General features: G+C 71.1%; 7 protein-coding genes and 1 pseudogene. 1 reads left to right on the top strand and 7 read right to left on the bottom strand.

From position 1 onward, the window contains the following. The 3 genes and pseudogenes from MXD58_RS12340 to MXD58_RS12330 all read right to left on the bottom strand — a co-directional run. Nucleotides 1–522: pseudogene (locus MXD58_RS12340) on the bottom strand (OmpA family protein); the annotation flags it as partial. Between the two features lie 182 nt (nucleotides 523–704). Continuing rightward, on the bottom strand, nucleotides 705–1,700 hold the full coding sequence (locus MXD58_RS12335; RefSeq protein WP_248840696.1) for a phosphatase PAP2 family protein: 996 nt from the start codon (nucleotides 1,698–1,700) through the stop codon (nucleotides 705–707). Nucleotides 1,701–2,025: 325 nt separating this feature from the next. Then, nucleotides 2,026–3,315, bottom strand: coding sequence for a L,D-transpeptidase (locus MXD58_RS12330; protein WP_308301953.1), 1,290 nt, complete (start codon nucleotides 3,313–3,315; stop codon nucleotides 2,026–2,028). 1,063 nt (nucleotides 3,316–4,378) lie between these two features. Between MXD58_RS12330 and pucL the strand changes: the two genes are divergently transcribed. Then, nucleotides 4,379–5,272, top strand: a complete 894-nt coding sequence (gene pucL / locus MXD58_RS12325; protein WP_248840698.1) for a factor-independent urate hydroxylase — start codon at nucleotides 4,379–4,381, stop codon at nucleotides 5,270–5,272. A 110-nt stretch (nucleotides 5,273–5,382) separates the two neighbouring features. Here the strand turns inward: pucL and MXD58_RS12320 are convergent, their stop codons facing one another. The 4 genes from MXD58_RS12320 to MXD58_RS12305 all read right to left on the bottom strand — a co-directional run. Next, nucleotides 5,383–5,697, bottom strand: a complete 315-nt coding sequence (locus MXD58_RS12320; RefSeq protein ID WP_250609327.1) for an SAM hydroxide adenosyltransferase — start codon at nucleotides 5,695–5,697, stop codon at nucleotides 5,383–5,385. Nucleotides 5,698–5,733: 36 nt separating this feature from the next. After that, nucleotides 5,734–8,517, bottom strand: coding sequence for an aconitate hydratase (locus MXD58_RS12315; protein WP_248839497.1), 2,784 nt, complete (start codon nucleotides 8,515–8,517; stop codon nucleotides 5,734–5,736). 261 nt (nucleotides 8,518–8,778) lie between these two features. Continuing rightward, complete coding sequence (locus tag MXD58_RS30280; protein WP_284678257.1) at nucleotides 8,779–9,426, bottom strand: acyltransferase; 648 nt, start codon at nucleotides 9,424–9,426, stop codon at nucleotides 8,779–8,781. 43 nt (nucleotides 9,427–9,469) lie between these two features. Then, a partial coding sequence (locus tag MXD58_RS12305; RefSeq protein ID WP_284678256.1) for a DapH/DapD/GlmU-related protein occupies nucleotides 9,470–9,867 on the bottom strand: 398 nt, incomplete at its 5' end.

Genomic DNA, 9,867 nt, shown 5'->3' with positions numbered 1-9,867 from the left:
GCGCAGCGCGGCGGCGAGCGCCGGGACGGCCTCGACGGGTGGTTCGGCAACGGTCGGGTCGACGGTGACGGTGCCGCGGACGGTTCCCCCGCCGGCATCGGCGACGGCGGCGAGCAGCCGCGCGCGGCTGTCCCGGTCCGGCACGGTCGCGGTGATCGACAGGTCCCTGCCGATCACCGCGAGGACCAGCGCACGGGCGGGCTCGCTGGCGATCACCACGTCGTCGCCGAGACGGGCGGACGTCGTGCCGCTGACCGCGGCGGACGCCCGGGCCTGCTCGGCGGCGGCGGCGCTGGGGAACCGGCCGGTGACGACGGCCGTCCGGCCCTCGATGTGCACCTGGGCATGGACGCCGCCAGCGGCCTTCACCGCCGCCGTCGCGCGGGCGGCGAGATCGTCCTGGATGGGCCCGCGACGCAGCGCGAACGCGATCAGGGCGAGCAACAGCCAGGCCAGCAGCAACGACACGGCGAACGCCACGGGTCGGGGCCGGTTCAGACGGGCTGCCAGGGAGTGGGTCATCGTTCGGCTCCGGGCGGGATGAGACCGGGCGGGGACGCCGCTGACCCGGTGGAGGCTCAGATGGGGGGTGCGGCCGCCATGGTCGCGCCACAACCTTCGCACATCGGCATCAGCGGACCCTCACCGGGGCAAACATCTACCGAACAGGCGGCGCAGGAGGTCGTCTCCCCGGGCCCGTGGGCTCAACCGGTGCGGGCACCGTTGGGCCGCGTGGCCAGTTCGGACACGCCGGGCAAGCCGTCACCGCCGCGGCGGGGCGCGACCGTGGGCGGACGAGGGTCGGGCGCCGCGGTCGGCCCCGGGCCCGCCGCACCGACGCTGGTTGGCTCACCGACGCTGGTTGGCTCACCGACGCTGGTTGGCTCACCGACTCCGGTTGGCTCACCGACTCCGGCCGGCTCACCGACACGGGCCGGCTCGGCGGCCGGCGGGACGGTACGGCCCCGGCGCCAGTGGAACACCAGGGCAACCGCGGCGGCGGACACCCCGAGCACCGACCAGCCGGCCACGGCGTCGAGCAGGTAGTGGTTCGCCGTGGACATGACGACGAACAGGGTCGCCATCGGGTAGAGCACCCCGAGCGTCCGCGTCAGTCGGTGACGGCCGAAGCGCACCAGCAGGAACCCGCACCACAGCGACCAGGCGCAGTGCAGCGACGGCAGGGCGGCGAACTGGTTGGTGAGGCTCTCGAGCCCGTCGGGCGCGGCGCTGGCGGTGCCGGTCCACCAGCCCCAGCCCTCGAAGTGCGCCATCGTGTCGGTGTAGTGGGTGCCCGTGAGCAGGCGAGGCGGCGCGGTCGGGAACAGGAAGAACCCGAGCAGGCTCAGCAGCGTGGTGACGACGATCGTCCAGCGGATCTGTGCGTAGTTGCGGGTGTTGCGCCGGTGCGACCAGACCAGCAGGCTCGGCGTGACGATGAAGTGCAGGGTGGCGTAGTAGTAGCAGCACAGGACCGCCACCGCCGGGACACGCTGCACCCACCGGTTGAGCGAGAGCTCGACGTCGAGGTGCAGGTAGGTCTCCAGGCGCAGCAGGTCACGCCCGAGGTGCATCGCGTCGACCACCGAGGCGTCCGCCACGGACCGGGTACCGGTGTACGAGTAGTACAACACCGCCAACATCAGCACCTCGACCCACCAGACCGGCAGACCGGTGGTCTGGTTGCGCAAGCGCCTCACACTGCACCCCTCGAACGTCGTCCCTGATGCGCCGACCGTCACCGCACGGGAGATGTCACCCCGCTTTTCACGGTTCCACTCAACAGCATGAGACGACGGTCTTCGTCAGGGGTCGTGCGATGACCTGTCCGGGACGGAAATTCACCTGGATCTCGTGTTCCGTTGCCGCTGTCCCGCCTGACTCCCGCCGTCCAGTCTGCAACCGCTGTCCCGTCCGCCGCCACCGCCACGGCACGGGCGTCACCACCTGGACCGCGCGGGCAACCCAACGACGGCCCGCGACCTGGTGCGGTCGGCGGGCCGTCGGGCGTGCGGACTCGCCTGGTCAGGTGCCCCCGGCGGCGGAGACGGAACCTGGCACCGCCGCGGTCGCCGGCGCAGCGGAGGCCGGCGCGCTGGCGGTGCCCGCCGTGGGGCTGGGCGTCGTGTTGGGCTGGTCCGACACCGACAGGGCGCTGCCCGCCGTCCAGACCGACCACGGCACCGACCAGATGTTGCCGAGCTGGCTGGTGTCCGCGGGACGGCCTGTGTTGGAGATCTCGACGATGTCCCCGAGCCGGCTGATGCCGTAGAACCACTCGGCGTCCGCCGGCGAGGCGTTCACGCAGCCGTGGGAGACGTTCGTGTTCCCCTGGGAGGCCACCGACCAGGGCGCCGAGTGCACGTACTGGCCGCCGCTGGTGTAGTTCACCGCCCACTGGACCTTCTCGTAGTAGTAGTCCGGGTTGCCCTTGGGGATGCCGACCGTGGCCGAATCCATGATCACCTCGGGGGACTTCCCGAGGACGTTGTGCGGCCCGTCCATTGACGGGCTGCTCGGCTTGCCGAGGCTGACCGGCATGGTCCGCAGCAGCTGCCCGTTGCGGTACACCCGCATGATGTGGCTGGCGGAGTCGACCTTGGAGATCTGCGCGGAGCCGATGGCGAAGTCCATGGCGCGGTCCTTCGCACCGACGCGGCCCTCACCCGCGTCGTAGCCGGCGAGGTTCGCCTCGACGTGCACCTTGGTTCCCGGCGTCCAGTACTGCTGCGGACGCCAGACGACCAGACGGCTGGTGACCCAGTTCCACGCGCCGAGGATCGGCTGGTCGGTCGTCACCGCCAGCCGCTGCTGGACGGCGGCGCGCTGCGTCGAGGGCACCGGGGCGGAGAAGGTCAGGCTGATCGGCGCGCCGACACCGACCGTCTGCCCGGTGACCGGGTCCCAGGAGACTCTGAGGGACTTCTCGGGCACGCCCGTGACGAAGCTGGTGCGCACCGATCTGCTACCGATCACGCCGGGCGCCGGGCTGGTGGAGGCCGCGACGGCGTAGCTCGAGCCGGAGAACAGGCCACCGGTCGACGTCCACGTGCGCCGGTCGGGCGAGTAGGTGCCCGCGAGCACGCCGGCGTCGGTCTTCTCGATGGCGCTGGCCGCCCGGCTGACCTGCACGTCGGACAATGGGGCGTTGGCGCGCACGACGACGTGGTCGGTGAGGGTCACTGCGGTGGCGCCATCGGCCGGGGTGACGGTCACGGCGGCGGCCGGGGTCGGCGGTGCGGTGGGCGTGGCGGTTCCCGACGTGCCGCCGGTCGAGCAGGCGGCCAGGGTCAGCGCCGCGGCGAAGGCGATCACCCCGCCGGTCCGACGCCGCGCCCGGCGACCAGCGCCGACGGTCGTCACGGATCCGGTTGGCCTCGCGGGCTCACCCAGGACGGCGGGCAGCACAGGTCCTGCCGACCCATCGGGTATTCCAGGCGCACCGCGCCGGCCCCGGCCCAGGACAGGCGGCCAACTCCACCACCTCCCGGAAACACGTGAGGGAATCATTACCGAGCGAGACATGTAATGCCCTCTTCCGAAGTACGCGACCGGCATCCTCGCCGGACGGAAACCTAGGTCCGAACGGTACCCAGCGGCCGGCACCTCGGCCCGTCGATCACGGGAACAAGTGGTGTCAACAGGAAGACCATCACTCTTCGCCGAGCAGATAAATACGGAGAGTAGCGACCGCCGAGTATTCCTCATAGACCCCTCCCCTTTCACCCGTTTCGACGCGCGGGTACCGGACAAGGTTGTCCCCCGGGGATGACAATTGGCCGAGCCGTTGAAAGCGACGACCAAGGCCCACCGTGGCACCATCCTGGACGCAACCGGCCACGCGTTACAGACTCTTTCGGCAACCCCGGAACGACTCCAGGAAGTGCTGATCAACACTGTCCGGATCATTGCGTCACCCGCGCCCGGCGACGCCGGTTCGCGGCGACCCGTTGCGGTCCTGATGACCTACGTGACACGACCGGGTGGAACCGGTGCCGTCACCCCCGCGACGAGCACCGGACGCCCCCCGGAGGATCATCACGAGCCCAGCCCGCGCGCGGGGGCGGATCCCTGCGAGACCGGGCCCGGGCCCAACCGAAACCTCCGCGAAACCCGGCGGCGGGCCGGGTCGTCACGCCGCTGCCGCAGGATGAGCGCTGCCACAGGATGAGCGCTGCCGCAGGATGAGCGCTGCCGCCGATCCGCTCCCGGGTGCCGCCGGCCGCCCGGCGCCCGGCGGCGGCCGGTACGACCGCGAGGACCCCGGCGGGGGCACCCGAGAGGGTGAGACGCACCGAACAGGTGCGGGCGGGGCGGGCGCGGGGACCGACCGTGCGCCCGGGCATCGCCCGCGCGCGACCAGGACCAGGGAGGCCAGATGGCGATCGTGCTCGGACCGAACCAGTTCGGGAAGGCAGAGATCCGGCTGGTGCACGTGGACCGCTCGAGCCCGGTCCACCGCATCACCGACCTCAACGTGTCGACCGCGCTTCGTGGCGACTTCGCCGCCGCGCACCTGACCGGTGACAACGCCCAGGTCCTCACCACCGACGCGCAGAAGAACACCGTCTACGCCTTCGCCCGGGAGTACGGCATCGGCCAGATCGAGGACTTCGCGCTGCGCCTCGGCCGACACTTTGTCGGCTCCTTTCCGTGGATTGACGGCGCCCGCGTCGAGATCGAGCAGTACAACTGGGACCGGATCGTCGTCGACGGGGCGCCCCACGATCACGCATTCAGCCGGGCCGGCGGCGAAAAGCGGACGACAGTCGTCACGCTGGACGGCGACGCCGCCTTCGTCGTTTCCGGGCTCGCCGACCTCGTCGTACTCAAGTCAACCGGCTCGGAGTTCTGGGGTTTTCCCCGCGACCGGTACACCACCCTCGCCGAGACAACCGACCGTATCCTTGCCACCGAGGTCACGGCGCGCTGGCGGTACGCGGCGGCCGATCTCGATTTCGGCGCACTTTTCGGTGAGGTCCGTGAACACCTCGTGAGCACTTTCGCCCAGGTGCACAGCCTCGCCCTGCAACAGACCCTCTACCAGATGGGCGAGACGGCGCTGACCGCCTGCCCGCAGGTCGCCGAAATCCGGATGTCGATGCCGAACAAGCACCATTTCCTGGTCGACCTCAGCCCGTTCGGCCTGGACAACCCGGACGTCGTCTACCAGGTGCCGGACCGACCGTACGGCCGGATCGAGGCCGCGGTCCTGCGCGACGATTCCCCCGACCCGGGCCTGAGCTGGCTGAGCGTCCCCGGCTTCTGCTGACGGGCGCGTGGGTTCCGCCTGCCCGCGGATGGTCCGCACCCCGTCCGGGACCCACCACCATGATGATCGTCATGGTCCGTCCGGACGGACAGAGCGGACACCACACCTGCCTAGCCCGGTTGGAGAGCCAGCCGATCTCCGGGGGCGAGGCCCAGCGTGCGGGCCGCGTCTCCGTCACGCACGGCGAGCGCGGCCATCCCGGCCGCGTCGACGTACAGCAGCGGCTCGCCGGGTGCGACCGAGGCGAAGGTGACCCCCACGGCGATCTCGACGGCCTCCTGGCGCGCGGGCCACAGCCACGCCCGCATCGGTGGGCTCAGGCGGGCCTCGGCGAGCTGCGCCGCGGACGCCGCGAGCTGGACGTTGCCGAAGGTGTCGACGAGCACCACCTCGGTGTCGAGCCCGCCGCCGGGGCGGCGGCGCACGGGCGGGGACGCGTCCCCGCACGTGCCGACGGTGGGCTAGAGCAGCGAGCGCAGTACGTAGAGCAGGATGCCGCCGTGGCGGTAGTACTCCGCCTCGCCGGGGGTGTCGATCCGCACGACCGCGTCGAAGGACTTCTCCCCCGCCTGAACGGTGATCGTCGGGGTCTTCTCGTCCACGTCGGCGAGACCGGTGATGGTGAAGGTCTCCTCGCCGGTCAGGCCGAGCGACTCGATCGACTGGCCCGCGGGGAACTGCAGCGGCAGCACGCCCATGCCGATCAGGTTGGAGCGGTGGATCCGCTCGTACGACTCGGCGATGACGGCCCGGACACCGAGCAGCGAGGTGCCCTTGGCGGCCCAGTCACGCGAGGAGCCCGAGCCGTACTCCTTGCCCGCGAGCACGACCAGCGGCACGCCCTCGGCGGCGTACTTCTGCGCCGCGTCGTAGATCGCCATCTGCTCGCCGTCGGGCAGGTGGCGGGTCACGCCGCCCTCCGTGCCGGGAGCGAGCCTGTTGCGCAGCCGGATGTTGGCGAACGTGCCACGGATCATGATCTCGTGGTTGCCGCGCCGCGAGCCGTAGGAGTTGAAGTCGCCGGGGGCGACGCCGTGCTCGGTGAGGTAGCGCCCGGCCGGCGAGTCCTTCTTGATCGAACCCGCCGGGGAGATGTGATCCGTGGTGACCGAGTCACCGAGGACGGCCATCACCCGGGCGCCGATGATGTCGGTGCGCGCCTCGGGCTTGGCCGCCATGCCTTCGAAGTACGGGGGGTGACGGACGTAGGTGGAGTCGGACACCCACGGGAACGTCCGGGACACCTCGCCGCCGTCGCCGATCGGCAGCGCCTGCCAGCGCTCGTCACCGGCGAGGTCGGCGTAGTCCGACTCGAACATCTCCGACTGGATCGCGTCGGCGACGACCGCGGCCACCTCGGTCTCGCTCGGCCAGATCTCGTGCAGGTAGACCGGCTGGCCGTCGAGGCCGGTGCCCAGCGGGTCGGTGTCGAGGTTGATGTCCATCGTGCCGGCCAGCGCGTAGGCGACGACCAGCGGCGGGGACGCCAGGTAGTTCATCTTGATGTCGGGGCTGATCCGGCCCTCGAAGTTCCGGTTGCCGGAGAGCACGCTGACCACTGCGAGGTCGGCGTCGTTCACCGCCGCGCTGATCTCCTCCGGCAGCGGGCCGGAGTTGCCGATGCAGGTGGTGCAGCCGAAGCCGACGAGGTTGAAGCCCAGCTTGTCCAGGTACGGGATGAGCCCGGCGCGCTCGTAGTAGTCCATGACGACCTTCGAGCCCGGCGCCAGCGTGGTCTTCACCCACGGCTTGCGGCTCAGGCCCTTCGCCACGGCGTTGCGGGCCAGCAGCGCCGCACCGATCATGACCTGCGGGTTCGAGGTGTTGGTGCAGGAGGTGATCGCGGCGATGGCCACGGCGCCGTGGTCGAGTTCCACGACAGTGCCGTCGGCGAGGGTGACCGGGGTCGGCCTGGACGGGCGGTCCGCGACCGGACCGGAGACGGCGTTGACCGACACCGGCGCGTCCGACGGCTTGTCCGCGAACGCCGCGGCCGGGTCGGAGGCGGGGAACGACTCGGCGTCGGCCTCGTCCGCGCCGCCGTTCGTCAGCGTCACGGCCTTGGCGTAGGTGGGCAGCGCCGCGCGGAACGCCTGCTTGGCGGTGGACAGCGGGACCCGGTCCTGCGGCCGCTTCGGGCCGGCCAGCGACGGCACGACGGTGGAGAGGTCCAGCTCGAGGGTGGTGGTGTACGTGGCCTCGTGGCTCGGGTCGAGCCAGAGCCCCTGCTCCTTGGCGTACGCCTCGACCAACGCCACCTGCTCGGCGGGGCGGCCGGTGAGACGCAGGTAGTTCAGCGTCTCACCGTCGATCGGGAAGATCGCGCAGGTGGAGCCGTACTCGGGGCTCATGTTGCCGATGGTCGCCCGGTTGGCCAGCGGGAGGTTCGCGACGCCCTCGCCATAGAACTCGACGAACCGGCCGACGACGCCGTGCCGGCGCAGCTGCTCGGTGATCACGAGGACCATGTCGGTGGCGGTGGTGCCGGTGGGCAGCTCGCCGGTCAGCTTGAAGCCGACGACGGTGGGGATGAGCATGCTGACGGGCTGGCCGAGCATCGCGGCCTCGGCCTCGATGCCGCCGACGCCCCAGCCGAGCACGCCCAGCCCGTTGATCATCGTGGTGTGGCTGTCGGTGCCGACGAGGGTGTCCGGGTAGGCCAGCGTGCCCTCGGCGGTGTCCTTGGTGAACACGACGCGGGCCAGGTATTCCAGGTTGACCTGGTGCACGATGCCGGTGTTCGGCGGGACGACGGTGAAGTTGTCGAACGCCGCCTGCCCCCAGCGCAGGAACTGGTAGCGCTCGCGGTTGCGGTTGAACTCCAGCGCCGCGTTGAGCTGGAACGAGTCCGCGCCGCCGAAGTGATCGGCGATGATGGAGTGGTCGATGACCAGCTCGGCCGGCGCCAGCGGATTGATCTTCGCCGGGTCGCCACCGAGGGCGGCCATCGCCTCACGCATGGCCGCGAGGTCCACGACGCACGGAACGCCGGTGAAGTCCTGCATGATCACCCGGGCGGGCGTGAACTGGATCTCCTGGCTCGGCGCGGCCGACGGGTCCCAGTTCGCCAGCGCCCGGACGTGGTCCGCGGTGATGTTGGCGCCGTCCTCGGTGCGCAGGAGGTTCTCCAGCAGCACCTTCAGGCTGTAAGGGAGTCGATCGGCCCCGGGCACCGCGTCCAGACGCCTGATCGTGTAGGTGCGGTCACCTACCGCGAGCGATCCGGTACTGCCGAAGCTGTCCATCGTTCTCCTCCTCGTCACCCGCCGTCCGTCACCTGCGGACGACGAGGCTCGCCACCATGACCACGCCCCTGCGGCTACGCCATGGCGACGCCGCCGGCGGCGGACCCGTGGCGCAAGGGCCGCCCGCGGCGTCGGCCATCTTCGGCCGGCTGCTCACCATCCTGGCATTCCCGGCCGGCAGGGATCGCCGCCGAGGGTCTGTGACACAGCCGACGCGAGCCCACCGTCGACCTGCGACCGGCCCGCGAAGCCCCTCGCGCTTTACTTAGCAACGCTAATAATATCAGACGGCGGCTCGTCGGGATCCGCCGCGAGCCGCGCTTCGAAGCGGTCCAGGAACACCTCCCGCTTGCGCTGCGGGCTCATCCCACCGGTACCCACCGAGCGGGCCAGCATCCGCTGCTCCCAGGTGGCCATGTCCGTCACCACCCGGGCCGGCGCCCCGGCGACCAGGCAGCCGGGCGCGATGTCCTTCATCACCATCGACCCCGCCGCGACCACGACGTCCGAGCCGATCGTCACCCCCGGCATGATGATCGCGTTGAGCCCGATCACCACGTCGCTGCCGATCCGGATCGGCGCCACCACGTCGATATCTGGATATTTCCGGCGAAGCCGGGTGGCGGCTCCGTCGTGGGTCACGAACCGTACGCCGCCGGCAAGGCCGACCCGATCTCCCAGCCTGATCAGGTACGGCTCGGTACCAAAGGTGGCGGACGTGATCTCGATCAGACGGCAGTCCTCGCCGAGCCGCACGCCGATGCGGCGGGCGTAGCGGACCGGATCGGATCGCAGCAGGTAGGTGCGGTGGGCGACCCGCACCAGGCGGGCCGGCAGGCTCAGGACCGGAGCCGAGCCGACCCGCCGCGCCAGCCCGGCACCGGCCCTCGTCATCGTGGCGATCAACATGTCGATCGTTCCTTTCGGATGGTGACCAACGGACCGCGCGGATCTATCTGGCGAAGCTGTACAAATCGGACGGCCTCTGGTCGACCTCCGCGTCGAGGGCCGCCCCGTACCGCTCCAGGAACACCTCCCGCTTACGCTGCGGGCTCAGCCCCCCGGTGCCCAGTGACCGCGACAGCATCCGCCGCTCGAAGGACGCCACGTCGGTCGACACCCGGGCCGGCACCCCGGCGACCAGGCACCCGGCGGGGACGTCCCGGGTCACCACCGCACCCGCCGCCACCACCGCGTCCGAGCCGATCGTCACCCCCGGCATGATGATCGCGTTCAGGCCGAGGAACACGTCGTCGCCGCGCGGGGGGGGCGGCCCGCCCTCGCTGTCGGGGTGGCGGGGGCGCCGCCCGGGGGGCGCGCCGGTATGCGTCAGGAACCCCACGCCACCGC

The sequence above is a fragment of the Frankia sp. AgKG'84/4 genome, assembly GCF_023242965.2.
Lineage (GTDB): Bacteria > Actinomycetota > Actinomycetes > Frankiales > Frankiaceae > Frankia.
Note: the sequence above shows the minus strand (reverse complement) of the source record. Positions and strands in the feature narration are given on the sequence as shown.